Below are 25,004 nucleotides of genomic sequence, written 5' to 3'. Positions count from 1 at the left end.
TCGCCTCGCTCGTGCTGGCCTTCAGGTCTCCGGGTGCTCGTCTGCGAACCAGCGACCCATGCGCTCACGGATGAGCAGCATCTCCGCACCGCTCGGCAGCCTGATCCGAAAGCCTTTCTCGCGCGGCCCGAGGCCGACCATCGAGCCCATCACCTCGACGGGCTGCCAACCGCCTGCGCTGCGGAGGCGGGCGGGGCGCCCACGATCCGAGGCCTCGGTCTCGACGTCGACGCAGTACCACCGCGCGGTGCGCGACGTGCTCCAGCCGGCCTCGGCGCAGAGCCGCGCTTCGGCCTCCTGCAACGCGCGGTGGGAGGCGGCAAAGGCAGCCCGCGGGTGCAGCACCAGGACCAAGGCGTACTCCGGTTGCAGCCGGCGTACGATGTAGCTCTTGCGGTGGGCGCGCACCGTGATCTGGCGCGACGCCCCCAGGCGCGAGTCAGCGATCTCGGCCAGCACGATCTGCCAGTGGGCCGCGGTGACCTTCACGTCGAAGGGCTCGAGCCGGCCCGCGTAGTCGATGGTCTCCCCCTCGAAATCGACGAGCGCCGCGGCGTGTGCGCCGGGGATCGCGCAGAGGAGATCCTCGAGGATCGACGTGAACGAAGACGGCGCCTGGTCGCGTGGAAGCCGGCTCCGGTTACGACCTCCGTTGCGCGAGGTGGTCATGGCTCGATCCGCACGAGCTCGAGCAACCCGTCGACGGCGCCCGCGATCTCCGCCTCGCGCCGTGCCGCCTCGAGCAGCTTCGACTGGGCGGCGCGCGCGCGGTCCGTCACGACCTCATCGCGCACCAAGCCGCGTCGCTCCTCGAGAGGCACCACCCGCGCCGGAATGCGCTCGAGGAGCATGATGAGATGCACTCCGAACGGCGATGTGACGGGTGCGCTGAGATCTCCGCGCGCAACCAGCGACGCCGCCGCGCGGGAGAAGGCGAGGTCCATCTGCTGCGGCTCCGAGGTGAGCGCGCGGCCCGCCGCCGTCACCGCCGGAAGCACCTGCGCCACGACCTCGAGGCCGTCGGCAGGGACGCCCTTCGCGGCGCTGATGAACGCCTCGGCAGCCGGATCGGGGGGCGGTTGCTGCGTCCCCGAGGCGCTCGGTGGCTCGGTGCGCTGAGCGACCTCACGCGAGGACAACACCGCCGTCCGGATGGCGTCGGCGAGCGCCTTCGCCTTGTCACGGGTAGCCTCGTCTGCGTCCGCCGAGAGCCTCACGACGGCGTGCACGGTGCGATATCCCTCGGGGCGATCGAGATCGAGCCAGTGGCGCTCGGTGGCGGCGCGCAGCTCGTCGTCGGTCACAGGGCCGACGCTCTCCGCCTCCTCTTTCAGGGTGTGGAGCATGCGACGGGCGAGCACCAAGCTGATCTCGCGCCGCACCTCGGGATCCTGTTCGAGGCCGCGGGCCCGTGCCTCGGCGGCCCAGAGCGCGTCGCGCACCGCTGCATCGAGGGCCTGCGCGGGCGGGAGGTGCTGCGCCGCCGCGATGCGAGCTACCGTGTCGACGGCGATGTCGCTCGCGCCCACGCGGGCCGCCACCCCGGGCGGCAACGGCGCCGCCCCCTTCGCGGACGTCGACAGAGCAGCCCAGGCAGCGCACGCGCACAGACACGCGACGGCCGCGATCGCTCGGCGCGCAGGGCTCACGCGTTCCCCCCGCGGGGACGAAGGATCTCCGTGGACGCCTTGAGCGAGAGGCCGCCGATCACGAGGAGGTAGATCGCCTTGAAATCCTGGCGATCACCGAGCGCGTGAACCCCGAAGGCAAAGGAGAACGCGGCGGCGACGAGGAGCAGGATCGCGAACACATCGACTGCGCGGGACACGTGCAGGAGTGTAACGCGATTCGACCGGGGATCGGCGGGGATGCAGGACGCCAAGGAGCAGCAGCAGCCGGGAGGCCACGGCCGCGTCGCCGCTCAGCGCAGTGTCATCGCGACCGCCCCCAGGATGGCGAAGACGATCAGGACGACCAGGTGCCGAACGGCGCGGTGAGGGAGCCGCCGTGCGCCGCCCGTGTGTCGGCGCCCACGGGCGACCGCGACGCCCGACGCCGCGGTGATCAGCGCGACGGCGCAAGCCACCGCGACAGCCTGGGCCAAGAGGGCGCGCTCCGGGTCCCGGACACGCCATGCGAGCACGAGGATCGCGAGGCTCACGAGCGCTCCGAACGCGACGATCGCCGTGGCGAGCGGAGGAAGGTGGGCTCGGGCCTGCAGGAGAGGGGCGTCCGGCTCCGGCTCGGGCTGGCGCCGCGCATCCCAGCGATCGCGCCAGGACAGCGCGAAGATACCCCAGGCGATCGCGCCGATCGACGCGCGGACCGGGTCGAGGCGGGACGGCTGAAGGGAAGGAGACGCCAGCAGCCAGGTCAGCGTCACCAGCGCCAGGAAGACGGTGATGCCAAGGTGCCGCCCGACCCGGCGGTGGGTCACGGCGAGCAGCGGCGCAGCGACGCCGCACAGGAAGGCGAGCGTGGCCGCGACGCTGGCGAGCGCCGGCGCGCCGCGCCCGAAACCGGCAGGCGCGACCGTGATCATCCACGCGACGACCGCAGCGAGCAACGCCTGCGGGGCGCGCCCGCCGCCCAGACCCAGCTCGAAGCGCGCCGCCCCGGGCAGCGGGGCCTCGGGGCCCTCCGAGCCTGACGCCGCGTCGACCCCGCGCGTCAGCGCACCGCCGCGACCGGCAGAGGCCGACGCGGTGGACTCCGCTTCGCGCGGAGCGCCGATCGAGATGGCGCCGGGGGCATCCGTGCTCATGAGCGAGCGCTAGGCCAGGTTTCTCAGCAGGTTGCCCACGGGCAGCACGTCCGGCGCGGCCCCCCCCGCGCCCGCCTCGTCGCCTGAGCTCCCCTCTTCCCGGGCGACCTCGAGCCCGAGCCGCTTCCAGAGGCCCGTATCCAGGAGGTGGCTCGGGCGCACGTTGCCAAGGGCGGCGAGCATGTTCTGGCGTGTCCCGGGGTGGCGCTCGTCGAGCTCGGCGAGGAGCCGGCTCACGGCCTTGCGCTGGAGGTTCTCCTGTGATCCGCACAGATCGCAGGGGATGATGGGAAAGCGCTCCTCGGCAGCGAACGCGGCAAGCTCGGCCTCGGCGCAGTAGATCAGCGGACGGATGACGATGTTGTCGCCGTCGTCGGAGATGAGCTTCGGCGGCATGGATTTCAGCTGACCGGCAAAGACCAGGTTCAGGAGCAGCGTCGTCACGGCGTCGTCCCGGTGGTGGCCGAGGGCTATCTTCGAGCAGCCGAGCTCGCGCGCGATGCGGTAGAGGATGCCCCGCCGCAGGCGGGAGCAGAGGGAGCAGTACGTTTTGTTCTCGGGGATCTTCTCGGTGACGATCGAGTAGGTGTCCTCGGAGATCATCCGGAACTCGTGGCCGCCCGCCGCCATGTAGTCGGTCAGGAGGTGTCCGGGATAGCCAGGGTGTCCCTGGTCGATGTTGACCGCGATCACGCTGAACCGGACCGGCGCGCGGCGCGCGAGGTCGACGAGGAGCGCGTGCATCGCGTAGCTGTCCTTGCCCCCCGAGACAGCACAGAGGATCCGATCGCCGTCGGCGATCATGTCGAAGTCGGTGATGGCGCGCCCCATGGCGCGCGCGAGCTTACGGCGGAGTTGCACGGGTTAGCCGGTGAAGCCTTCGATGAGGCGGAGGAAGGTAAGCACGCCGTGGCCCGTCCCGCCCTTGGAGAAGATGCCGTACGGCTTGCTCGCCATGGACGGGCCAGCGATATCCACGTGGATCCACGGGACATCTCCCACGAACTCGCGCAGGAACAAGGCCGCGGTGATGGCCCCTCCCCAGCGGTCAGCCGTGTGCTTGATGTCGGCCCAGTCGCTCTTGAGGCCGTCGCGCAGCTCTTCGATGAGCGGGAGCTGCCACATCGATTCGCCCGCGGCCTTCGCGGCGCTCCGCACGCGCTCCGCGAGCTCCTCGCGGTTCGAGAAGAAGCCCGACACGGTCGGCCCGAGGGCCACGACGCACGCGCCCGTGAGGGTCGCGTTGTCGACGATGAAGTCCGGCTTCAGCGCGCGCGCGTAGGCGAGGCAGTCGGCGAGGACGAGGCGCCCTTCCGCGTCGGTGTTGATGATCTCCACCGTCCTGCCGTCCAGAGAGCCGAAGATGTCGCCGGGCCGATAGGCCGCGCCGTCGGGCATGTTCTCTGCCGCGCCGATGACGCCGTGCACCTCGACGTTCGGCTTGGCGGCCGCGACGGCGGCCATCAGAGCGATCACGTTCGCGGCGCCGCCCATGTCGCCCTTCATTTCTTCCATGCCCTGAGCTGGCTTGATGCAGAGGCCGCCGCTGTCGAACGTCAGCCCCTTGCCCACGAAGACGAGCTTTCCCTTCGGCTTGCCGGGAGGAGCGTAGACCATGTGGACAAGGCGGGGCTCCCTCGCGCTCCCCTGCCCCACCGCCATGATGAGCTTCATGCCCCGCTTGGTGAGCGCGGCCTTGTCGAGCACCGTCACCTTGAGCCCGTGCTGCTTGCCCACGTCCACCGCGACACGCGCGAGCGCCTCCGGATAGACCTCGTTCGGCGGCTCGTTGACGAGGTCGCGCGCGACGCAGATCGCCTCGCCGACCCGCTGACCGAGCGCGACGGCATCGCGCGCCGCCTTGACCGCCTTGCCCTCGATGACCACGGTGCCGCGGGAGAGCTCGACCTTGGGCAGGCGGTCGCCCGTGAAGTAGCGGGTGAACCGGTAGGCGCCGAGCACGATGCCCTCCGCGGCTGCCCGCTCGGCGCGCTCGACGCCGGGCGGCACCGCGACCGCGACGCTCTCGGCGCGCACGCCGTTCGCGAAGCGCGCTCCCTTCGCCGCGAGCAGCCGGCAATCGACGTCGGTGACCTTGCCCGAGCCGAGCCCGACCAGCAGCACGCGGCCGGGCTTCAACGCGCCGCGCGTCGCGAAATCGATGCTCTGATCTTTCTTCCCTGTGAAGTCGTCGCGCTTGACTTGGTGGGTCACGGACTCGCCCAGCGCCTCCACGAGCCTCGCCAGCACGCCCTCGCCCGTCGAAGCGCCTTCAGGCACGCCGATGACGACGACGTCGACGGCGATGCTCAGCGGATCGGACGAGGCGAGGTTCACTTTGATCGGCATGCGGTCTCCTGAGCCCGGGATGTGGAGGGTCTCCAGCGCGGCATCTAATCACGAAGGGCTAACCCCGTCGACGTGGACGATGCCTGCAGGCGGTCGGCCCGAGGTGCGGGCGGGAGAGCGCTCCCGTTCCCGGGGGCGTGGTTGCGCGCCGTTACGCGCCGTTACGCGCCGTTACGCGCCGTTACTCACGGTTCGGCACGGTTTCTCGCGGTTCCGTGCAGCCTTCGCGCTCGGCGGCGCCATCGCGGCGCGCCGCGGGGGCGCTTCGCGCGGCGATGCCCAACCGGGCCGCGGGTACGAACGGCCCCGGCCCGAGCACCGGATCGAGGGGCGTCAGCGGGCCGACCTGAAGATCTGGATCACGTCGGCGAGGAGCTGCAGCGCCTCGGCGCGTGGGCGCTGGAACGCGTTGCGCCCCATGATCGAGCCAAAGGAGCCGCCCGCGGCCATCTCGCGCACCTCCTCGAGCACGGCGTCGGTCGCCTTGGATTCGCCGCCGGAGAAGATCACCACCCGCTTGCCGCCAAAGGTCGTCTGCACGACGTGCCGGGTCCGGTCGGCGAGCGTCTGGATGGGAATGCTGTACTTCTCGTACATCTTCCTCGCCTCCTCTTGCTCGATATGAGCCGTCGGCGGCTTGACCTTGATGATGTGCGCGCCGAGCTGAGCCGCGATGGTCGCCGCATACGCGCAGACATCGATGGCCGTCTCGCCCTGCTTCGACAGCCCGGCGCCGCGCGGATAGCTCCACACGATGACGACCAGGCCCTTGCGCTTGGCCTCGAGGGCGATCTCGCGAAGGTCCTCGTACATCCTGTTTCTAGCGCCGGACCCGGGATAGATCGTGTAGCCGACGCCGACACAGCCGAGGCGGAGCGCGTCCTCAACCGAGCCGGTCACCGCCGACATGGGCTGCTCCACCTTCGCCAGGGTGTCGCTGTTGTTCAGCTTCAGGATCAGCGGCACCTGCCCCGCGAACCTGGCTGCGCCCGCCTCCAACGATCCGAGCGGCGCCGCATAGGCGTTGCACCCGGCGTCGAGCGCGAGCTGAAAGTGGTAGTCGGGGTCGTAGGCCTCGGGGTTTGGAGCGAACGATCGCACCGGACCGTGCTCGAAGCCCTGGTCCACCGGCAGGATCACCATCTTTCCGGTGCCCGCGAGCGCGCCATGGTTGAGCAGCCGGACGAGGTTCGTCAGCGTGCCAGGGTTCTCGGAGGCGTACCAGGAGAGGATCTGCTCTACGCGGGTGGTGAGCGCCATGAATCACTCCGTCAGGGGTGCTGCTGCGCCGGAAGCACGTGGCCCGCCCCGGGCGTGAACCCACGCCGGCACGCCCACCGCTTCGTGTCAGGGTGCTCGGGCGAGCGGGCTCGGGCCGCATCTTCAGGACTTGGACGAACGTATCGAGCCAAACGCGCGGGCGGTCCAGCGCCCCGAGGATGTTGTACGAAGCCATCGGATACGCAATTCTCGAAACAGCGCCGGTCCGCTCTCGGGGGCCACAGCGGACGCGCGCGGGCACGTGGCGGGGCGGCGACGTCCTCGCCGACAACGCGGAGGGATCATGTCGCTCTCATCGGACCAACGGGATCTGAGCTGGAAGCCGCCGGAGGAGCCGTCGCGCATCGGGATCACGCTCGAGACGTACATCCTCGAGGGAATGCTCGGGTTCCCCGCGGCGACAGGGGCGTTCACCTCTCTCCTGAACCAGTTCGGCCTGGTGGCGAAGCTCGTGACGTCCAAGGTCCGGCGGGCCGGCCTCGCGAACGTCCTCGGATACACGGGACAGACAAACGTCCAGGGCGAGGTCGTGCAAAAGCTCGACGAGGTCGCCAACGAGACGCTGCTCAGCGTGCTCGGAAGACGCGGGCACTGCGCGGCCGTGGTGAGCGAGGAGCTCGGCGATATGAGGCTCCTCTCCACGGACCCGCGCGCCAAGTACATCGTCGTGGTGGACCCGCTCGACGGCTCGTCCAACATCGACGTGAACATCTCGATCGGAACGATCTTCGGTGTGCTCCGAAAGAGCGACGCCAAGATGGGCGCCGATCCCTCGGACTTCCTGCGCCCCGGCCGCGATCTGGTGGCGGCCGGCTACGTGCTCTACGGGTCGTCGACGCTGCTCGTCATCACGACCGGCCTTGGCGGCGTGCACGGTTTCACCTACGACCCGACGGTGGGCGAGTTCTTTCTCTCTCACGAGAACATCCGGATCCCCGAGCGCGGCTCGACGTACTCCATCAACGAAGGCCACAGCGCGCGGTGGTCCGAGGACGTGCGCCGCTGGAACACGTGGATCAAGGAGGACAACAAGCACGAGGGGCGGCCCTACGGCGCACGCTACGTGGGATCGCTGGTCGCGGACGCGCACCGGACGCTGCTCAAGGGCGGCGTCTTCGCTTACCCCGCCGATCGAGGCGGCCAGGGCAAGCTGCGGCTGCTCTACGAGGCGAACCCGTTCGCGTTCATCTTCGAGGCCGCCGGCGGCAAGGCGAGCACGGGATCCGAGCGCATCCTCGATAAGGTCCCGAGGTCGCTCCACGAGCGCGTGCCGCTCGTCCTCGGCTCGCCCCGCGACGTCGAAGATTTCGAGCAGTTCGTGCGCGGCGAGCGCTGAAGCTGCGAGAGAGAGGTCGCCCGCGCCGCAGCGCGGGGGGTCCGCGGGTCAGACCCCTTGCGCGTCCGCTCCCCAGATCACTTTGTGGAGCTGGACCTGCACCCGGACGCGGAGGCCGTCGTCGAGCACCCACTGGACGAGATCCTTCGGCGACAGCTTGCCCCAGACGCACGAGGCGAGCAGCGTCACGCCGCGCGCGTCGAGGCGCCGCTCGCGGATGGTGTCCCGCATCCACTCGTAGTCCGCCCGATCGGCGAGCACGAACTTGATCTCGTCGCGCGGCGTGAGGTGATCCAGGTTCGACCAGCGGTTGCGGTGGGATTCCCCCGAGCCAGGCGCCTTCAGGTCCATGATCTTGTGCACGCGCGGGTCGACGCGCGACACGTCTGCCTCGCCGCTGGTCTCGACGAGGACCGTCCGGCCTGCGTCGCAGAGCTCCGCGAGGAGCAGGAGCGACCCGGGCTGGAGGAGAGGCTCGCCTCCCGTGAGCTCGACGAGCGGCGTGCCGAAGGCCAGCGCGCGCTCGAGGACCTCGCCGCGGCGGATCCGCTTGCCACCGTAGAAGGCCTGCGTCGTGTCGCACCAGGAGCAGCGCAGGTTGCACCCGGTGAGCCGGACGAAGGTGCACGGCAGCCCGGCGAACGTCGATTCGCCCTGCACGCTGGCGTAGATTTCATGGACGACGAGGGTGTCTTCTTTCAAGGAAGCGACGCCTCCGAGGGGCCTCGGTCGGCCTCGGCGGCTCCACGCCGCCGGCGACCCGAGGGGGGTCGGGAGCTTTGGCCGCGCCGAGCGCGCAGCGCAAGCGGTGCGAGGCGCTCAGCCGGCAATGACGCTGACCTCGCCCGCCGCCACCACCCGGAGGACACCGTCCCCGCCGCGGACCAGCAGGTGCCCCTCGGGATCGATCCCCGCCGCGACGCCGACCACGCCGCCGACCTCGACGCGACGGCCGCGCAGCCAGTCCATCCGGGCGAGATCGTCCGCGAAGGGCGCGAGCTCTCCCGCCTCGAACCGCGCCGCCGCGTCGCCGATCGCCTGGAGCAGCTCCGCAGCGAGGAGCTCGCGAGGGACGTCGTCGATGCCGAGCACCGCGAGCGACGTGGCCCGCGCCGAGAGCTCCGGCGGGAAGCTCGACGCATGGACGTTGAGCCCGACGCCGACGATCACGCTGCTCACCGACTCACCGCGCAGCTGGGCCTCGACGAGGATGCCTGCCAGCTTGCGGCCCCCAGCGAGCACGTCGTTCGGCCACTTGAGCCGCACCTCGGCGGTGGATCCGTCGCCCGGCGCGCCGCGGGGCGAGCGAGGCGCGAGCCGCCGCTCGACGACGGACGCCACGGCGAGCCCCATGACGAGCGCGATGGGGGCCACGCGGCTCGCGGGCACGCTGGGGCGCAACACCACCGACATGTAGAGGTTCTCGCCGGGCGGAGAGTGCCATGAGCGCCCGCCGCGCCCTCGACCCTGGGTCTGCGCGTCGGCCAGGAACGCAGCCCCGTGCGGCGCGCCGGCGGCGGCCGCGCTCCGCGCGTCGTCGTTCGTCGACGCGGTCTCGGCCACCACCGTGAGCGGCCTCCCGAACGACGCGCCGAGCCGCGAGAGCTCCCGCTCGATCGCCTCGGCGTCGAGCCGCCTCACAGCGAGAGATCCAGCGCGATGTCGGCCGCGCGCGCCGAGTGCGTCAGCGCCCCGACGCTGATGACGTCGATGCCCGCCGCGACGAGCTCGGGGATGCGCTCCAGGGTGATGCCGCCGGAGACCTCGAGGAGAGGCCGGCCGGGCGCCGACCGCGCCCGCGCGGACGCGACCTTGACGTCGGCCAGCGTGAAGTTGTCGAGCATGATGATGTCGGCGCCGGCGGCCAGCGCCTGATCGAGCTCGTCCAGCGAGGCGACCTCGACCTCGATCTTTGTCGTGTGGGGGGCGCGCGCACGCGCGCGAGCGATGGCCGTCGCGATGCCGCCCGCCGCGACGATGTGGTTGTCCTTGATGAGCACCGCGCTCCCTAGGCTGTCGCGGTGGTTGTGCGCGCCGCCCACGCGCACCGCGTAGCGCTCCAGAGAGCGGAGACCAGGCGTCGTCTTGCGGGTATCGGTGATGCGCACGCCCGACCCGGCCGGGATCGCCTCGGCGTAGCGGCGCGCCTCGGAGGCGACGCCGCTCATGCGCTGCGTGAGGTTGAGCGCCGTTCGCTCCGCACTGAGGAGCGAGCGCGCAGGGCCACGCACCGTCCACAGCACAGCGCCGACGCCGACGGCGGTGCCGTCCGCGACGAGCACCTCGCCCTCGACCTCCCGATCCAGGCGCTGAAAGACGCGCAGGAACACGGCGCCCCCACACGCGACGAGCGGCTTGCGCGCGACCGCGTTCGCGGTCGCGCGCGCGGAAGCCTCGACACAGGCCTCGGTGGTGAGATCGCCTCCCGCGAGATCTTCCTCCAGAGAGCGATCGATCAGGGCATCGAGCAACGGCGCAGCCAGCACAGGCATCTCCTCGGCGCCGCTCCAGGCGGCGCTCCCAGGTATACTCGGTCCCGCACGCGCGCAATCAGCGCCGTCGCCGACACATCGAGCACGACAACGCATCGCGTCATGGCGCTTCTTGCGGTGGCTGGCGCATGGTAGAGCGTGCGACCTCGACCGCGTGGGTGCCGTGGACGGGAGGCGGGCGAGAATGGCTGGGGCTGGCTGCGCCGAAAAGCGGGGCGGATCGCGATCCTCGCGACGCTGTGTCGCACAAATGGGGCTGACGTTCGTCTACTAGCCTGTGAGACTCTCCGAGCAACTCCAGCGCCCTCAACGGAGCGAGCAACTCCAGCGCCCTCAACGGAGATCGATGCGTCCGCAGGCAGGCCAGGTCATCAACAACAAGTACCGACTCGTGCGCCTCATCGGCGATGGCGGCATGGGGAGCGTCTACGAAGCCCGCCACGAGGTGCTGGGGACGACGGTCGCCCTCAAGTTTCTCCACCCCGAGCTGTCCCGCCGCTCCGGCCTGGTGCAGCGCTTCCTGCAGGAGGCGCGCGTCTCCGCGCAGATCCAGAGCGCGCACGTGGTCCGCGTGAGCGACGTCGACCAGACGGCATCCGGCCTGGCCTTCATCGTGATGGAGTACCTGGAGGGGAAGACGCTCCAGACCCTCTACGAGGAGCTCTACCGGGCAGGCGTCCGCCTCGGGTACCCCGACGCGCTCGAGTACGCGATGCAGATGCTCGAGGGCGTCGAGGCCGCCCATCGCGCGGGCGTCGTCCACCGGGACCTCAAGCCAGACAACGTGATCATCACGAAGACGGCCAAGGGAGAGCCGCTCATCAAGCTGCTCGACTTCGGCATCGCCAAGCTGAAGGTCACGGGCGAGCTCGATCGCGGGCTGACGCGCCCCGGCGTGATCATGGGCACGCCGGAGTACATGGCCCCCGAGCAGGCCTACTCCGCGGACTCCGTCGACGCGCGCGCCGACATCTTCTCGCTGGGCGTCATCATCTTCGAGATGCTCGCCGGCCGCCGGCCGGTAGGGGGCGATGAGCCCCAGCAGATCGCGGGCGCCTACCTGTCGGGCCAGATCTCGCGGCTCTCGGACCTGGCGCCGGAGCTCGCGCCCGGACTCTGCGCCGCCGTCCACCGCGCCATGGCGGCCTCGCCGCCGGATCGCTTCGCGACCACCGCCGAGTTCCGCAGCGCTCTGGAGCCGTTCGCCCGGGCCGCCCGAGCCCCGTCGGCGCTCACCCCCGCGCCGTCCGAGGTCAGCCTGGCACGATCGTCCGGGGCCGCCCTGCCGGCAGCCCTCGCGGCGCCCGCGATGCTCGCGCATTCCGCGGCGGCGCCCGGGACCAACGCGATGAGCGACGGTCGCACCAGCTCCGTTCCCAAGACGATTCCACCGGAGGACGGCAGCGCACAGCACGCGTCGAGCGGCCCCCCGGGCGCCCTCGGGCCCTCGACCCCCATGGGCGGCTTTTCGTCCGATGCCCGAGGTCCCTCGGCTTCCGGTCCAGGGTTCACGCCGAGACCAGAGCCCTCCTCGGGCCCGTACTTCGCCCAAGGGGGCTATCCCCAGATCGCGGAGCCGGCGACCGTGAGCGCCGCGCCCTACATGCCCCCACAAGGGGTGCCCGCCACGAGCCACGAGCCAGGGCCGTTCGATCTGTCGCCGCGCCCGGGTGGGACGGCGGTCGGGAGCGCTCCGTTCATGGCCCGAGGCTCGGCGCAGGCCGGCGGATTCAACGGTGGCCCAGCGCCCGGGTATGGCGGCGCCTATGGCGGCGGTGCGCCGGGGTACATCCCTGGGACGGCGCCGATGGATCCGCTGCCGAGGATCTCGCAGAGCACCTCGGCGCACGGCGCGCAGCGGCCCGCGCGAGGCGGGACTTCGCTCTTCGCCATCCTGCTGCTCGCCACGGGGATCACGGGAGCCGTGGTGGGCGGCCTGTACCTCGCCAACGAGCTCAGCCGGAAGGAACAGGCCGACGTGCCGCAAGCCATGCCGACGCTCCAGCCGGCCAACACGGTGCCGTCGGATCCCACCCCGCCCGCGACGACGCCGCCCGTCGTGACGCCACCTCACGTCGAGCAGCCGCCCGTGGTCGCCAAGCCTCCGCCCAGGCCGACCTCGACGGCGAAGCCCTCGCCGACACCGAGCACGACGGGGACGCCGCCGACCACGACGGCACCGACGACGTCCCCCAGCGCGCCGACGATCATCCCCCAGCTTCCCTGGGTCATCCCGTCGACGATCCCGTTCCCTTTCCCTCCGCCGACCAGCGCACAGCCGCCAACCAGCCCCCAGCCCAGCACCACGACGAGCCCGCCGACGACGAACCCGACGACGAGCCCACCCACCACGCCGTCGGAGAGGCCTCGACGACGCGTGATCATCGTACCCAACAACTGACGCGCGCGGCGCGCACGGTAGGATGCGATCTCGATGAGCAACCAGAATAGCGGTCCGCCGCCGGGATGGCCTGCGCCCCCGAGCGGCATGTACGGCCCAGGCAAGACCGTGCCCGGCGAGCCTCCGCTCGCAGGGCTCAACTCGCCGCAGGGCGCCTTTCCCGTGCCGCCCGGCACCGCGCCGCACGATCCAAACGCCGCTGGCGCAGCCGTCCCGCGGACCCTCGTCGAAGGCGGGACCAACAGCGCGCCCCCCGGCACGCCTGGCCCGTACGGCGCTCCCGCTGGCGCTTATGGCGCGCCGCCGCCAGGCGGCGCCTACGGCGCGGCGCCCCCTGGCACACCCGGCCCCTACGGCCCCGGTGCAACAGCGAATTACGGCGGTCCCCCCGGAGCAGGGGGCGCCTACGGGCAGCCGCCCCAGCCTCCCGCCAGCCCGTACGGCGGCTCGCCGTTCGGGGCCCCAGGTGGACCAGGAGCCGCCGGTGCGCTGTACCCGGCGCCGATCGCCGCGCGGCCTCGCCCGAAGAGCTCCGGCGCGACGCTGGCGCTGATCGGGCTCGGCGCGTTCGTGGTCATCGGAGGCCTGACGACCGCCTTCTTCGTGATGCGCAGCCGAGGCTCATCCGAAGACGCGACGGCGCTGACACCGATCGAGGCTCCCCCGGCGCCAGCGTCGGTCGCCGGCGATCCGGCGCCTCCCCCGCCGACGGCCGCCACCCCCGCGGCCACCGCACCGGAGCCCCCCGCGCCGGAGCCGGCTCCGGTGGCCGCCCCGAAGCCGACGCAAGCACAACCCAAGCCGCCAGCGCCCAGCCCGAGCCCCACCACGCATACGTCGCCGACGATAACGGTACCGACGACCACTGCTCCGGCGACTCAGACGGCTCCCACCGTCGCGACCCCTGCGCCCACGCCAAACCCCACCACGACGACCCCTGCGCCCACCCCTTCCACGTCCTCGACGGGACGGCGAAGGATCATCCTGCCTGGCAGCCACTGAGCCGTTCTGCGCCGCTCGCTGCGCCGCCGAATACCGCGGCGCAGCGGGCTTCGTGGCAAGGCTCCCCGTCGAGCCTGCTTGACAGGGCGGTCACGGTGATCACGTTCCGTTGCCATGAGCAAATCCGGGATCGCCGCTGTGCTTTCTTTCCTTATTCCGGGAGTTGGGCAGCTCTACAACGGCGCATTCCTGCGCGCTATTTTCTGGCTGATCGTCACCCCCGGCCTGTGGATCGGATCGGGCGGCTGGCTCGGCTGGATCTGCCACCTGATCTCGGCCTACACCGCGTACCAGTACGCGAAGCGCGCCGACGCCTGATCTCGCTCTCCGAGGCGGCGCGCCGGTTCGAGGCGGCGCGCCCGCTCAGGTAGCTTTCGCAAAAATCCGCTTCAGCACCTCGCCCGTCGCCGTCGGCTGACGCGCCACCTCGCGCGGGGTGCCCTCCGCCACGATGCGCCCCCCGCCGGCGCCGCCCTCCGGGCCGAGCTCCACGACGTGATCCGCGCACGCGATGACCGCCGGGTGGTGCTCGATGATCACCAGCGTGTCGCCGCGCTCGACGAGGCGATCGAGCACGCGGACCAGGCGCGTCACGTCCGCCAGGTGCAAGCCCGTCGTGGGCTCGTCGAGCACGTACAGCGTGGGCTTCGGCCGGGCGCCGGCCGTCAGCTCCGCCGCGAGCTTGAGCCGCTGGGCTTCGCCGCCCGAGAGCGTGTGTGAACCCTGGCCGATGTGGAGGTAGCCCACGCCGAGATCGCACATCGTCGAGAGCGGAGCGCGGATCCGCGGGTGTGCCGCGAAGACCTCGACCGCCTCCTCGGCGGTGAGGTCCAGGAGCTCGCCGACGGACAGGCCGAGGTAGCGCACGTCGAGCGTCGCCGGCTCGAAGCGGGCGCCGCCGCACGCCTCGCAGGGCGTGGTCACGTCGGGCAAGAACGACATCTCGTGCGCGATGACGCCCTGCCCCTCGCACGCGGGGCACCGCCCGCCGGAGGCCGTGTTGAAGGAGAACCGCGCAGGGCCGTAGCCGCGCACCTGCGCGTCGGGGCAGGCAGCGTAGAGCTTGCGGACCTCGTCCCAGACGCCCAGGAACGTCGCGGGGATCGAGCGCGGCGTCCGCCCGATGGGCGACTGATCGACGGCCACCGCCCGCAGGATGCTCTTCGGCAGCCGCAGCGCCTTGTGCGGGCCCGGCTCGGGCGCCTCCAGCTTCAGCGCGCGGCGCGCAGCAGGGTAGAGCACCTTCTGGATCAGCGTGCTCTTCCCCGAGCCGGACACGCCGGCGACCACCGTCATCCGGCCCGCGGGGATCCGGAGCGTGTCCCCCTGGAGGTTGTGCGCGCGAGCGCCGAGGAGCTCGATGTGCTCGCGCACGGCAGGGCGCGCCGGGCGCGCGCTGAGCAGCGCGTCCTCGCCGGCGAGCGCGCGGGCGGTCGGCGAGTCGGGGTTCGCGAGCACCGCGCGCGACGGCCCCGCCGCGACGATCCGGCCGCCTTTGCGTCCACCCGAGGGGCCGAGGTCGATCAGGTGATCCGCCGCGCGGATCGTGTCGGCGTCGTGCTCCACCATGAGCACGGTGCTCCCCATCCCGGCGAGCCTCCGGAGGTTGCCGAGCAGCCGGTCGGTGTCGCGCGGATGGAGGCCGATGGTCGGCTCGTCGAGGACGTACAGCGCGCCCGTGAGGCCGCTGCCGAGCTGCGCCGCGAGCCGCAGGCGCTGCATCTCGCCGCCCGAGAGGGTGGCCGCGCGCCGATCGAGCGTGAGGTAGCCGAGGCCCACCTCGCAGACGAAGTCGAGCCGGCGGCAGAGCTCCTTGTGCGGCGCCTCGGCGATCAGCGCGCGGTCGCCCGTGAAGCGCAGCCCCCTCGCCCACGCGGCGGCGGCCGCGACCGACCGGCCCGATGCCTGGTGGTAACGCTCGCCGGCGAGCCGGACCGCCCGCGGGATCGGCGCGAGCCGCGAGCCGCCGCAGGCCTCGCACGGGTCCGGCGTGGCGAGCGCGTCGTCGTCGAAATCCGAGGCGCCCGTCCCTTCGCACGACGCACAGCGGCCCTGCTTCGTGTTGAAGGAGAACCAGCGGGGATCGAGCTCCGGGACGCCGACGCCGCAGCGCGGGCAGGTGCGCGTCGTGGAGAGCAGCTGCTCCCCGCCGCGGCCGCCGGCGAGCTTGACCGCGCCACGCCCGAACGCGAGGGCGCGATCGAAGAGGGCGCGATCGAGGCCGTCCATGCGCCCCTCGTACATCACGAGATCGATCGAGTGCTCGCGGCGCTTGTCGAGGCGGGGGGGGCTGTCGGTCGCGCACGGCTCGCCGTCGGCGAGCGCGCGGGTGATGCCGGCCCGGGCGGCGGCGGTGAAGACGTCGAGGTACGTCCCCTTGCGCGCCACGACGGCGGGGGCGAGGAGCGTCCGCGAGCCGCGCGTGGAGATGAGCGAGCGGTAGACCTCGTCCGGCGAGCGCGCCTCGATGGGCACGTCGCAGTCGGGGCAGTGAGCCTCGCCGACCTTGGCGTAGAGCAGCCTCAGGTAGTGCGCGATCTCGGTCACGGTCGCGACGGTCGAGTTGGCGCCCGAGCGCGTGGTCCGCTGCTCGAGCGCGATCGACGGGGGCACGCCGGTGACGCGATCGACGTCTGGCCGCGGCAGCGTGGGGAGGAACTGGCGCGCGTAGGGGGTCAGCGTCTCGAGGAAGCGCCGCTGGCCCTCCGCGAAGACCACGTCGAACGCGAGCGTGCTCTTGCCAGAGCCGCTCGGGCCGGTGACGACGACGATCTCGCCGTGCGGGATCACGGTCGATACCTCGGCGAGGTTGTGCTCGCGGGCGCCCTCGACCTCGATCTGCCCCCGGTCGAGCGACGCGCGCGCGGCGACGCCGCCGCCGCGCTTGCCGGGCTTCGAGGGAGCAAGCGCCGCTGTCGCCCCGCGGCGCGGGCGCCGCGCGCCGCCGTCGCCCCGCTGCGCGAACCACTCGGCCAGCGAGACGCCGGTCCGCGTCGCCGTCCGGGCCACGTCCTCGGGCGTCCCCTCCGCGACGACGCACCCGCCCTCGCTGCCCGCGCCCGGCCCGAGATCGACGACCCAGTCCGCCGCCGCGATGACGTCGAGATCATGATCGACGACGATCACGGAAGCGCCCTCGGCCACGAGCACGGAGAGCGCGGCGTTGAGGTGCGTCACCTCCGCGGGGTGCAGGCCGGCGCTCGGCTCGTCGAGGAGGAAGAGCGCGCCCGCGCAGGGCTCGCCGAGCGCGCGCGCGATCTTCAGCCGCTGCGCTTCACCGCCGGAGAGCGTCGAGAGCGGCTGGCCGAGCGTGAGGTAGCCGAGGCCGAGCTGCTTGAGCGGCGCCAGCGCCCGCCGGACCGCGGGCTGCCCCTCGAAGGCCTCGAACGCCTCGTCGATCGAGAGCTCGAGCACGTCGGCGACCGAGCGGCCGTCGAGCTTCACCTCGAGCACCTCGTCGCGGAACCGCTTGCCCTTGCAGGTGGGGCAGGTCAGCGAAACGTCGGCCAGGAATTGCATCTCGATCGTCTCGCTCCCCTCGCCCGCGCACGCCTCGCAGCGCCCGAGCGCGACGTTGAACGAGAAGTGGCCGGGCCCGAGCTCCCGCGCCGCCGCCTCGGGCTGCTCGGCGAAGAGCGCGCGGATGCGGTTCCATGCGCCCGTGTAGGTCGCGGGGTTGCCCCGCGAGGTGCGCCCCAGCGGCGCCTGGTCGACGAGCGTGACGGTGCGGATCTCGGCGGTGCCCTCGATACGCCTGTACAGCCCGGGCGCCTCGACGTCCTTGTAGCCGCGCGCCCTCGCGACGTGGCGGTAGAGCACGTCGTTCACAAGCGTGCTCTTGCCCGAGCCGCTCGGCCCCGTGATCGCCACGACGACGCCGAGCGGTACGTCGACCGTGACGTCCCGGAGGTTGTTCTCGCGCGCGCCGTGGATCGTGATCTTTCCGCTCGGCGCTCGGCGCTCGGCGCTCGCTGACGCGAGCGGGGCGCGCGCGGCGAGCCCATCGGGCGGGCCGTCGAAGGTGACGCGCCCGCCCTGCCTGCCCGCACCGGGGCCCAGCTCGACGACGCGATCGCTCGCCCGGATGACGAGGGGCTCGTGCTCGATGACGAGCACGGCGTTGCGGCGGTCGGCGAGCTCGCGCATGGCCGCGATGAGCGGCGGGATGTCCGTCGGGTGCAGACCGACCGTCGGCTCGTCGAGCACGAAGAGCGCGCCCGTCAACGACGTCCCGAGCGCCGCGGTGAGCGCGACGCGTTGCGCCTCGCCGCCCGAGAGCGTGCGCGCTTGCCGGGCGAGCGAGAGGTAGCCCAGCCCGACCCGCTCGAGGTAGCCGAGCCGCGCGATGAGCTCGCGACGCGCCATCTCGCCCTGTCCCGTCTGGGGGCGCTCGGCCTCGAGGCGCGCGCGGGCGTCGCGCAGCTCGAGCTCGTGCCACGCGGCGAGATCGAGGCCGCCGACGCGGTAGAGGAGCGACTCGGGGGAGAGCCGCTTGCCGTTGCATGCGCCGCACACGTCGTAGGTGCGGTAGCGCGCGAGCAGCACGCGGACGTGCATCTTGTAGGTGCGCGTCTCGAGCCAGCGGAACCAGGCCTTCACGCCGGGGTACTTCCCCTGGGTCCACGAGCCCTCTCCCTCGAGCACGAGCGCGCGCTGCGCGTCGGAGAGGTCGCGCCACGGCCGGTCGGTGCGGATCCCTTTCCGCTCGCAGAACGCGCGGAGGAGCTTCCGCTCCCACGTCGTCGAGCGGCCGTTCCAGGGCCGGATCGCGCCGCCCGCGATCGACTTCGAGGGGTCGGGGATCACCTTGTCGTAATCGATGCCCAGGGTGCGGCCGAAGCCGCGGCACGAGGGGCACGCGCCGGTCGGGGACTGGTACGAGAACAGCCCGGGGCGCGGCGGATCGAAGGCGCGCGCGCACGAGGGGCACGCGAGCCCGCGCACGAGCCGGAGCCGCGTGGCCCCCGCCCCCTCGCCGCCCTGCTCGTCGGCCTTGCGCTGTAGGTGGAGCGAGGCGTCGCCCCCGCTGCCCTTCCAGGCCTCCTCAATGGCGGCGCCGAGGCGCCGGCGCTCCCGGGGGGCGACCCGGACGCGGTCGACGATGACCTCGACTTTGTCGCCGCCGCTCGTCGCCTCGGACGGCGCCACGCTGTCGATGTCACGCGCCTCCCCGCGGACGAGGAGGCGCCGGTAGCCTGCAGCGAGCAGCGACTCGCGCACGTCGAGGAACCGCTCGGTTCCAGCGACCGCGATCGGGTACGTGACGAGCGCGGTCGCCCCCTCGTGCGCGCTCGCGGCGAGGTCGGCCGCGCGCGCTGGGTCGGTCCGCTCGGCCGGCACCTCGCAGGACGGACAGACAGGCACCGCCTCGCGCGCGAAGAGCGCGCAGAAATACGGCTCGAGGTCCGCCATCGTGGCGACCGTCGACCGCGAGCTCTTGACCGGCGCGCGTCGATCGACGGCGACGCCGGCCGCCACCGGCTCGAGCGCGTCGATCGGCGGCCGCTCCAGCCGCTCGAGGAACTGGCGAGCGTACGGGCTGAAGCTCTCGACGAACCGGCGCTGTCCCTCCGAGTAGAGCGTGTCGAGCGCGAGCGACGATTTGCCGGCACCCGAGACGCCGGCGATGGCCACGAGCTCGCCGGGCCGGAAGTCGAGGTCGATGCCCTGAAGGTTGTGCGTGCGGGCGCCGCGAAGACAGATGGAGTGCATAGGAGACGCGGAAGGGTGAGCCCGCGGGGACGCCGTCCGGGTTGGACAGACCCGCGTGAAACCGCGAGTGTTTAGCCCTCTTTCAGCCCATCGTCGCGGACGATCGTACGTGACGGGCGGGCCGACCCAGCGCGTCGCGGCATTGCGTTCTGCGCCGTGGAATTCTCATGGGCGGTGCGAGAGGGCGCGAGCGCGGGGCGCGCGTGAAGCTAGGGCGCTCCGGTCTGCCGGGCGCGGCCAGCGCGCCCGGCAGGCGCCGCGGCTAGCCGTTGACGAGGAGGATCGAGAGGTAGCCGTAGTCGTTGTTGATCCAGTTCGGGCTGAAGGTCTGGCCGCACATCCCGATGTTGTAGGTGCCCTCAGCGAGGCCCGTGATGACGGCGCTGAGCCCGAAGGGGACGCGCGTGTTCGCAGGGACCTGGCCTCCGTTCATGCCGAGTCCGACAGCCTGCATCGTGTCGAGCACCGGGCCGGAGGGGCCAGAGCGAACGCGCTGATAGCACATGAACAGGTTGAGCGAGGCCGCCGGCGAGTCGGCCGCCCCCAGGTACCGATGCGCGGTCGCGTAGATCCGCTGGTTCGTGGATGAGATTGCCACCGAAGCTGTCGGTCCGAAAAAGTCGACTCTCCCAACCGGCAGCGTGGGGTTCGGACCGACGCCGTGGACCATCAACGCCAGGATCACCCCCTGGGGCCCGGTCGGACCAACGGGGCCGGTAGCTCCACGAGACCCCTGCGGACCGGTGGGGCCTACGGGACCGGTGGGGCCTACGGGACCGGTCGCGCCATCGAGCCCGGGGGGCCCCTCTGGCCCCATGAGGCCGATCGGCCCCTCTGGCCCCATCGGGCCCATCGGGCCCTCTGGCCCTGTGAGACCCATCGGCCCCTGCGGTCCCATCGGGCCCATCGGACCTTCTGGCCCTGTGACACCGATCGGCCCCTCTGGCCCCATCGGACCTTCTGGGCCTGTGAGGCCAATCGGCCCCTGCGGTCCCATCGGACCTTCTGGCCCTGTGACGCCGATCGGACCCTGCGGTCCCATCGGACCTTCCGGCCCTGTGGCACCGATCGGCCCCTGCGGTCCCATCGGACCTTCCGGCCCTGTGGCACCGATCAGCCCCTGCGGCCCCATCGGTCCCATCGGACCTTCCGGCCCTGTGACGCCGATCGGACCCTGCGGTCCCATCGGACCTTCTGGCCCTGTGACGCCGATCGGACCCGGCGGCCCCATCGGACCTTCTGGTCCCGTCGGCCCTGCTGGACCTGGAGGCCCAACTGCGCCATCCGGCCCTCTAGGTCCGACCGCACCTTCCAGCCCCATGGGCCCGGTTGGGCCGGCGGCGCCCGTCGGGCCGATCGGTCCGGCCGGCCCCGTCGGTCCAGCAGCGCCCGCGGGGCCGGTCGCACCGACCGTCCCTTGTGGGCCCGTCGGCCCGGCGGGGCCCGTCGGTCCAGCCGGACCCGCTGGACCGGCCGGTCCAGGCAGCCCCTCCGGGCCCTGAAGCCCCGCCGGCGAGCCGACCCACTCGCCGTTCTCGTCGATCACAAGGACGCCGTTCACGAGGATCCCGCGCTCGTTGAGCAGCAGCGTGTTGCCGTTCGCGGTGTTCACCGTGACCGAGGTCGGCGTGATGTCGCCGTTCACGTTGCCGGCGAGCAGCGCGTACGGCACGCTCCCGACCGTCGCGCGCGGCTTCAGCTCGTCATCGTCGCCGACGGTGATGCCGAGGTACCGCTCGCCACCGTCGAAGATCGCTTCCTGGAACGGCACGATCGAGCCGAGGCGCACCGAGAAGAAGCCGTCCTCGAACGTGATCGAGTGGACCTCGCTCCAGAGGGGCGTCGACGCGTCGCGCTCGTCGTAGAGGGCGAACACGACGTCGAACGTCGCGCTGATGGGCGCGTCGCGCTCGTCGTAGAGCCGGCCTTGATGGGTGATGGTCGTCGGGACCGCGGCTGCAGCGGTCCCAGAGACCACGACCGCGCCCGCCGCCAGGGCGGAGGCCGCCATCCACCGCGCGATCATCGATGTCCTCATCGCCAGCTCCTCGTCATGGCAAGCTCCCGTTGGCTCCGATGAGCCCTCCTCGCATCCGGACCTTGGGCGAGGTCGACGTCCCCTGGTTCTGCGTCGGCTGGCCGAGCGTGAACACCATCCGGTAACGCGAGCTCCTCGCGACCTCGCCAGCGGTCACCGTCTCGGTGGCCCCGGCCCGCCTGGGAGCCTGCGCTCCCCCGCCCTGCCCGGCGCCGCCTCCCCCGTCGCCGCTGCCCGAGCTCGTGGCCGCGCCCTGTCCGCCAGCGCCGCTCCCCTCGTCGCCGCCCGCAGCGGTGGGATCCGCGACGGCCGGATCGGCGCCGCAGCTGCAGCTGCACCCCGGCATCAGCGCAGAGCTCACCACGATCGCCCCGAACCAGGCGGATAAGCGCAGTCCGCGATTCACTGAGTCCTCCAGGCCGACGGCAGGTCGTGCGAAAGAGCCATTGGAGGAGCGGCGGCGATCGGCGTCAAGCGATGGCTCCGCGACCGCGGCACCGACGCCGCGCGCGGCGTCGGTGCCGGTGCCGGCGTGGGCGCCGCCCGGCGAAGCGGTGTGGACAGGCGGCGGCGCGCGCGCTATGCGGCCGCGTGAGCCGCGCTGGCAAAGAGAAGGAACGAGAGGGAGAGAAGCTCATCGTGCGCAACAAGCGCGCGACGTTCGACTACACCCTCGACGATCGGTTCGAGGCAGGGTTGGTGCTGCTCGGCAGCGAGGTGAAGATGCTCCGCGAAGGCGCGGCCGAGCTCACCGACAGCTGGTGCGCCATCGAGCACGGCGAGGTCTTCCTGAAAGGGGTCAACATCCCCGTGATGCCCGGCGCGGCCTTCGGCCACGAGGCGAAGCGCCCGCGCAAGCTGCTGCTGCACGAGAGCGAGATCGAGACGATCCGCAAAGGCGTGGAGCGGGAGGGCATGACCGTGATCGCGACCCGCCTCTACTTCAAGAACGGCCGCGTGAAGGCCGAGATCGCCCTGGCCAAGGGCAAGAAGACCGTCGACAAGCGCGAGAGCCTGAAAGAGAAGGACGCCGCCCGTGAGGCCCGCGCGGCGATCGAGCGGGCTCGCGGCGGCTCCATACGCGGACGCAGCGCCGCGCACGGCGAGGAGCGCCCCCGCCCGCGGAGGCCGGAATGACATCGCACCTCACATGGTCCAGGGGCGGCGAGGCAGAGCTCGTCGAGATCGACGGCGACCGCGTGCGGCTCCTCTCGACCGCGTCCTCGGCGCCCGGCGCGCGCGTGGAGGGATCGCTCCAGCCGACGGGAACGATGATCCGGGTGAAGGTCGCCCGGTGCCGCCTGCGCACACCCACCGAGGCCAACAACGCAGCGCCCGGTGAGCGCACGTACGAGCTCGAAGGCCGGCTCATCGACGCGACGCGAGAGGTCCGCGCCGAGCTGGCGCGGCTCGTCGGCGGCGAGCGCACGGGCTGATCCACGACGATCCGTCCAACAACGAACTCCCTGGCTGCTCTGCAGCGCGGTGCGGCTCGTCCGGCGGCGGGTGTTGCGATGGCTCATCACGACACCTACGCTGGCTTTCTATGAAAATTACGTCGCGCCCTCGTGTAATTCTGCGCCGCTGCTCGACGTATGACGTGGAGAAGATCCGCAGCATCGTCCGCGGCGGTCTCGAAGAGCTCTCGCTTCGCCCGCACGGCCGGACGCTCATCAAGCCCAACGTCGTGGCCTCGGGCGCGCACTTTCCACACGCCTACACGCGACCCGAGTTCATCGAGGGGGTGATCGGCGCGCTCAAGGATCGCGACGACGGGCGCGTGAGAGAGCTCGCCGTCGGCGAGCGGTGCGGCATCACGCTGCCGACCCGCATGACGTACGAGAGCGCCGGCTACTACCCGATGTTCCGCCGGACCGGGGTCAAGCACTACCACTTCGAGGAAGAGCAGCAGGTCGAGATCCCGCTCACGCACGAGGGCCGGCTGCGCGACTACGTGTTCACGCCGGAGCCCGTCGCGAAGGCCGACTTCTTCGTGAACTGCCCCAAGTTCAAGTCGCACCCCTGGACGACCGTGACCTTCTCGATGAAGAACTACATCGGTATCCAGGACGATCGGCACCGGCTCATCGATCACGACCACCGGCTGAACGAGAAGGTCGCCGACCTCCAGTACATCGTGCAGCCGCAGTTCATCGCGATCGACGCCATCACCGCCGGCGAAGGGCGGATGCTCACGCCGTCGCCGTTCGACCTGGGCCTCATCATCATGGGGAACAACCAGGTCGCGTTCGACTCGGTCTGCTGCCAGATCATCGGCGTCGATCCGAGGAGCGTCGAGCACATCCGCCTGGCCTCGGAGCGCGGCTTCGGCCCGATGGACCTCGGCGAGATCGAGATCACGGGGGACGTGACGCTCGAGGAGGCGAAGCACAGGGCCAAGGGGTTCAAGGTCGGCCTCGTCCGCGTCGAGAAGTACTTCGAGGGCACGAACATCACGGCCTACGCGGGCTCGCCGCCCGAGCCCGAGCGCACCGACTACTGCTGGGGCGGCTGTCCGGGCGCCATCGAGGAGGCGATCGAGATCCTGCGCGAGTACGACAAGGAATGCGACGCGAAGATGCCGCGGATGCACGTCGTGTTCGGCGCCTACGAGGGCCCCATCGACGCGAAGCCGGGCGAGAAGGTGGTCTTCATCGGCGACTGCGCGACGTACAAAGGCAAGATCGGCGAGCAGCTGGTCAGCATCGAGAGCCTGTACCGGGAGCGGAGCGCGCGGGACCCCTACACCGCGAAGCACGATGACGTCCTCGCGAAGATGGTGAAGGTAACGACCAAGCTCGCGATGGCCCGGAACGAGACCACCCTCCGGCTCGAGGGCTGCCCCGTGAGCGTGGCCGAGCAGGTGCTCACGCTGGTCACGCTGGGCAAGACGAAGAACCCGTACTTCGCCCCCGATCAGCTGCTCGACTTCAACAAGGCGTACGTCGCCTGGCGCGGGGCTTCGCTCGCGAAGCGGCTCGCCGGCAAGCCCTACCAGGTCCACGGCGCCTGCCCGCGCGGCGAGGCGGCGCCCGAGCTCCCGTCCGAGCCGCCTAGCCCGCCGGACGCAGAGTGAGATCGAAGAGGACGTCGAGCTCGTCCCGCACCTTGAAGGCGCCGAGCGGCCCCTTGACCTCGCGCACGCCGAGCGCAGCCAGCGAGAGCTGACAGGCGCCCCTCACCCCGATCGCGCCTCCGCCGAGATCGCGCGAGGAGAGCCGCGCCGCCAGCGCGGCGCTCCCCGAGGCGACCTGGACGCGCACGTCGGCTCGGTCACGCGTGGCCCCGGAGGCGCGGACCTCCACGATCTCGGTCCCACGGAGCACCTCGCCGTGCATGCGCCGCTCGATGTCGAGCCGATCCGCCGCAGAGAGCGCCTCCGGGTCGAGGCGCTCGCCGCGCAGGACCCCCGCGACGCCGAGCTTGGCCACGCGGACCTCGAGCTCGGCCGTCCATGACTCGCCGTCGAGCCGCGCCCGCCCGCGCAGCTCGGACGCGGTGATCTCGAGGTCGTGCGCCAGGCGCGCGAGCATCCCGACGGCGCGGGTGTGGATCGTCAGGCGGGACGCGGTCGGGTCGAGGTGCAGCTCGCTCATGGGATGAAGCTCCTTTCATCATGCAGGGGCGCC

The 25,004-nt window shown here is 71.7% G+C and carries 21 protein-coding genes; 7 read left to right on the top strand and 14 right to left on the bottom strand.

Annotation, left to right across the window (positions count from 1 at the left end):
* Positions 1-21 precede the first annotated feature (21 nt).
* The 7 genes from WME90_RS13375 to WME90_RS13345 form a co-directional block, all read right to left on the bottom strand.
* Positions 22-669 carry a roadblock/LC7 domain-containing protein gene (locus tag WME90_RS13375; protein ID WP_437281494.1) on the bottom strand — a complete coding sequence of 216 codons (648 nt, stop codon included), beginning with the start codon at positions 667-669 and terminating at the stop codon, positions 22-24.
* Positions 666-1,529 carry a foldase protein PrsA gene (locus tag WME90_RS13370; RefSeq protein ID WP_437281493.1) on the bottom strand — a complete coding sequence of 288 codons (864 nt, stop codon included), beginning with the start codon at positions 1,527-1,529 and terminating at the stop codon, positions 666-668. The genes WME90_RS13375 and WME90_RS13370 overlap by 4 nt, the downstream gene beginning before the upstream one ends.
* 116 nt (positions 1,530-1,645) lie before the next feature.
* Positions 1,646-1,828: a hypothetical protein gene (locus WME90_RS13365; RefSeq protein ID WP_437281492.1), complete on the bottom strand. Its 183-nt coding sequence runs from the start codon at positions 1,826-1,828 to the stop codon at positions 1,646-1,648.
* Between the two features lie 93 nt (positions 1,829-1,921).
* Complete coding sequence (locus tag WME90_RS13360; RefSeq protein ID WP_437281491.1) at positions 1,922-2,764, bottom strand: hypothetical protein; 843 nt, start codon at positions 2,762-2,764, stop codon at positions 1,922-1,924.
* Positions 2,765-2,773: 9 nt separating this feature from the next.
* A complete protein-coding gene (ttcA, locus tag WME90_RS13355; RefSeq protein WP_437281490.1) occupies positions 2,774-3,625 on the bottom strand; it encodes a tRNA 2-thiocytidine(32) synthetase TtcA in 852 nt (283 codons plus the stop codon).
* Between the two features lie 3 nt (positions 3,626-3,628).
* Complete coding sequence (locus tag WME90_RS13350) at positions 3,629-5,113, bottom strand: leucyl aminopeptidase (RefSeq protein WP_437281489.1); 1,485 nt, start codon at positions 5,111-5,113, stop codon at positions 3,629-3,631.
* A 333-nt stretch (positions 5,114-5,446) separates the two neighbouring features.
* The gene (locus WME90_RS13345) at positions 5,447-6,373 is read right to left on the bottom strand and encodes a class I fructose-bisphosphate aldolase (protein WP_437281488.1); all 927 of its coding nucleotides are present in this window, start codon (positions 6,371-6,373) and stop codon (positions 5,447-5,449) included.
* 304 nt (positions 6,374-6,677) lie between these two features.
* On the opposite strand from WME90_RS13345, the gene fbp reads away from it, so the two are divergent.
* The gene (fbp, locus tag WME90_RS13340) at positions 6,678-7,730 is read left to right on the top strand and encodes a class 1 fructose-bisphosphatase (RefSeq protein WP_437281487.1); all 1,053 of its coding nucleotides are present in this window, start codon (positions 6,678-6,680) and stop codon (positions 7,728-7,730) included.
* Between the two features lie 48 nt (positions 7,731-7,778).
* Here the strand turns inward: fbp and WME90_RS13335 are convergent, their stop codons facing one another.
* From WME90_RS13335 to nadC, 3 genes are all read right to left on the bottom strand, one after another.
* Positions 7,779-8,432, bottom strand: a complete 654-nt coding sequence (locus WME90_RS13335) for a radical SAM protein (protein WP_437281486.1) — start codon at positions 8,430-8,432, stop codon at positions 7,779-7,781.
* A gap of 117 nt (positions 8,433-8,549) precedes the next feature.
* Complete coding sequence (locus tag WME90_RS13330) at positions 8,550-9,371, bottom strand: biotin--[acetyl-CoA-carboxylase] ligase (protein WP_437281485.1); 822 nt, start codon at positions 9,369-9,371, stop codon at positions 8,550-8,552.
* Positions 9,368-10,216 carry a carboxylating nicotinate-nucleotide diphosphorylase gene (gene nadC / locus WME90_RS13325; protein WP_437283606.1) on the bottom strand — a complete coding sequence of 283 codons (849 nt, stop codon included), beginning with the start codon at positions 10,214-10,216 and terminating at the stop codon, positions 9,368-9,370. Before nadC ends, WME90_RS13330 begins: the two co-directional genes overlap by 4 nt.
* A 352-nt stretch (positions 10,217-10,568) precedes the next feature.
* Between nadC and WME90_RS13320 the strand changes: the two genes are divergently transcribed.
* The 3 genes from WME90_RS13320 (at position 10,569) to WME90_RS13310 (ending at position 13,943) form a co-directional block, all read left to right on the top strand.
* Positions 10,569-12,623: a protein kinase domain-containing protein gene (locus WME90_RS13320; protein WP_437281484.1), complete on the top strand. Its 2,055-nt coding sequence runs from the start codon at positions 10,569-10,571 to the stop codon at positions 12,621-12,623.
* A 33-nt stretch (positions 12,624-12,656) separates the two neighbouring features.
* Positions 12,657-13,625 (top strand): hypothetical protein, encoded by a 969-nt coding sequence (locus WME90_RS13315; RefSeq protein ID WP_437281483.1) that lies wholly within the window; start codon positions 12,657-12,659, stop codon positions 13,623-13,625.
* Between the two features lie 114 nt (positions 13,626-13,739).
* The gene (locus WME90_RS13310) at positions 13,740-13,943 is read left to right on the top strand and encodes a hypothetical protein (RefSeq protein ID WP_437281482.1); all 204 of its coding nucleotides are present in this window, start codon (positions 13,740-13,742) and stop codon (positions 13,941-13,943) included.
* A 45-nt stretch (positions 13,944-13,988) separates the two neighbouring features.
* Here the strand turns inward: WME90_RS13310 and uvrA are convergent, their stop codons facing one another.
* The 3 genes from uvrA to WME90_RS13295 form a co-directional block, all read right to left on the bottom strand.
* A complete protein-coding gene (gene uvrA / locus WME90_RS13305) occupies positions 13,989-19,337 on the bottom strand; it encodes an excinuclease ABC subunit UvrA (protein ID WP_437281481.1) in 5,349 nt (1,782 codons plus the stop codon).
* A 262-nt stretch (positions 19,338-19,599) separates the two neighbouring features.
* Positions 19,600-21,375 (bottom strand): collagen-like protein, encoded by a 1,776-nt coding sequence (locus WME90_RS13300; RefSeq protein ID WP_437281480.1) that lies wholly within the window; start codon positions 21,373-21,375, stop codon positions 19,600-19,602.
* Positions 21,376-21,388: 13 nt separating this feature from the next.
* Positions 21,389-21,736 (bottom strand): hypothetical protein, encoded by a 348-nt coding sequence (locus WME90_RS13295; RefSeq protein WP_437281479.1) that lies wholly within the window; start codon positions 21,734-21,736, stop codon positions 21,389-21,391.
* Positions 21,737-21,966: 230 nt separating this feature from the next.
* Here WME90_RS13295 and smpB point away from each other — a divergent pair, with 230 nt between their 5' ends.
* The 3 genes from smpB (at position 21,967) to WME90_RS13280 (ending at position 24,451) form a co-directional block, all read left to right on the top strand.
* Positions 21,967-22,512 carry an SsrA-binding protein SmpB gene (gene smpB, locus WME90_RS13290; protein ID WP_437281478.1) on the top strand — a complete coding sequence of 182 codons (546 nt, stop codon included), beginning with the start codon at positions 21,967-21,969 and terminating at the stop codon, positions 22,510-22,512.
* Positions 22,509-22,811: a hypothetical protein gene (locus tag WME90_RS13285; protein ID WP_437281477.1), complete on the top strand. Its 303-nt coding sequence runs from the start codon at positions 22,509-22,511 to the stop codon at positions 22,809-22,811. The genes smpB and WME90_RS13285 overlap by 4 nt, the downstream gene beginning before the upstream one ends.
* A gap of 164 nt (positions 22,812-22,975) precedes the next feature.
* Positions 22,976-24,451: a DUF362 domain-containing protein gene (locus tag WME90_RS13280; RefSeq protein ID WP_437281476.1), complete on the top strand. Its 1,476-nt coding sequence runs from the start codon at positions 22,976-22,978 to the stop codon at positions 24,449-24,451.
* Here the strand turns inward: WME90_RS13280 and WME90_RS13275 are convergent.
* Entirely contained in the window at positions 24,429-24,971 is a 543-nt protein-coding gene (locus WME90_RS13275; protein WP_437281475.1) for a hypothetical protein, read from the bottom strand. The two genes, WME90_RS13280 and WME90_RS13275, sit on opposite strands and share 23 nt — an antisense overlap.
* Between the last annotated feature and the right edge of the window lie 33 nt (positions 24,972-25,004).

This window comes from Sorangium sp. So ce375, assembly GCF_051473855.1.
Taxonomy (GTDB): Bacteria; Myxococcota_A; Polyangia; order Polyangiales; family Polyangiaceae; genus Sorangium.
This window is presented reverse-complemented; position numbering and strand designations above follow the sequence as displayed.

Coding starts and splice junctions, on each gene's coding strand:
- WME90_RS13375 (WP_437281494.1), bottom strand. CDS start 669: ATGACCACCTCGCGCAACGGAGGTCGTAACCGGAGCCGGCTTCCACGC.
- WME90_RS13360 (WP_437281491.1), bottom strand. CDS start 2,764: ATGAGCACGGATGCCCCCGGCGCCATCTCGATCGGCGCTCCGCGCGAA.
- WME90_RS13350 (WP_437281489.1), bottom strand. CDS start 5,113: ATGCCGATCAAAGTGAACCTCGCCTCGTCCGATCCGCTGAGCATCGCC.
- WME90_RS13345 (WP_437281488.1), bottom strand. CDS start 6,373: ATGGCGCTCACCACCCGCGTAGAGCAGATCCTCTCCTGGTACGCCTCC.
- fbp (WP_437281487.1), top strand. CDS start 6,678: ATGTCGCTCTCATCGGACCAACGGGATCTGAGCTGGAAGCCGCCGGAG.
- WME90_RS13320 (WP_437281484.1), top strand. CDS start 10,569: ATGCGTCCGCAGGCAGGCCAGGTCATCAACAACAAGTACCGACTCGTG.
- WME90_RS13315 (WP_437281483.1), top strand. CDS start 12,657: ATGAGCAACCAGAATAGCGGTCCGCCGCCGGGATGGCCTGCGCCCCCG.
- WME90_RS13310 (WP_437281482.1), top strand. CDS start 13,740: ATGAGCAAATCCGGGATCGCCGCTGTGCTTTCTTTCCTTATTCCGGGA.
- uvrA (WP_437281481.1), bottom strand. CDS start 19,337: ATGCACTCCATCTGTCTTCGCGGCGCCCGCACGCACAACCTTCAGGGC.
- WME90_RS13300 (WP_437281480.1), bottom strand. CDS start 21,375: ATGAGGACATCGATGATCGCGCGGTGGATGGCGGCCTCCGCCCTGGCG.
- WME90_RS13285 (WP_437281477.1), top strand. CDS start 22,509: ATGACATCGCACCTCACATGGTCCAGGGGCGGCGAGGCAGAGCTCGTC.
- WME90_RS13275 (WP_437281475.1), bottom strand. CDS start 24,971: ATGAGCGAGCTGCACCTCGACCCGACCGCGTCCCGCCTGACGATCCAC.